The organism is Ornithinibacillus californiensis (assembly GCF_001038485.1).
In the GTDB taxonomy this organism is placed as follows: domain Bacteria; phylum Bacillota; class Bacilli; order Bacillales; family Amphibacillaceae; genus Ornithinibacillus; species Ornithinibacillus californiensis.
Window position 1 is genome coordinate 1 of sequence record NZ_LDUE01000002.1, and the last position, 448, is coordinate 448.

A 448-nucleotide genomic window follows, 5' to 3' on the forward strand; every position below is an offset into this window, starting at 1 on the left:
CCTTAGGCGGCTGGCTCCAAAAGGTTACCTCACCGACTTCGGGTGTTACCAACTCTCGTGGTGTGACGGGCGGTGTGTACAAGGCCCGGGAACGTATTCACCGCGGCATGCTGATCCGCGATTACTAGCGATTCCGGCTTCATGCAGGCGAGTTGCAGCCTGCAATCCGAACTGAGAATGGTTTTATGGGATTAGCTTCACCTCGCGGCTTCGCTGCCCTTTGTACCATCCATTGTAGCACGTGTGTAGCCCAGGTCATAAGGGGCATGATGATTTGACGTCATCCCCACCTTCCTCCGGTTTGTCACCGGCAGTCTCCTTAGAGTGCCCAACTAAATGCTGGCAACTAAGAATAAGGGTTGCGCTCGTTGCGGGACTTAACCCAACATCTCACGACACGAGCTGACGACAACCATGCACCACCTGTCACTCTGTCCCCGAAGGGAAA

General features: G+C 54.9%; 1 rRNA gene. It reads right to left on the reverse strand.

Features of this window, described 5'->3' with window-relative positions:
- Positions 1-448 (reverse strand): 16S ribosomal RNA (locus tag TE34_RS00010); the annotation flags it as partial.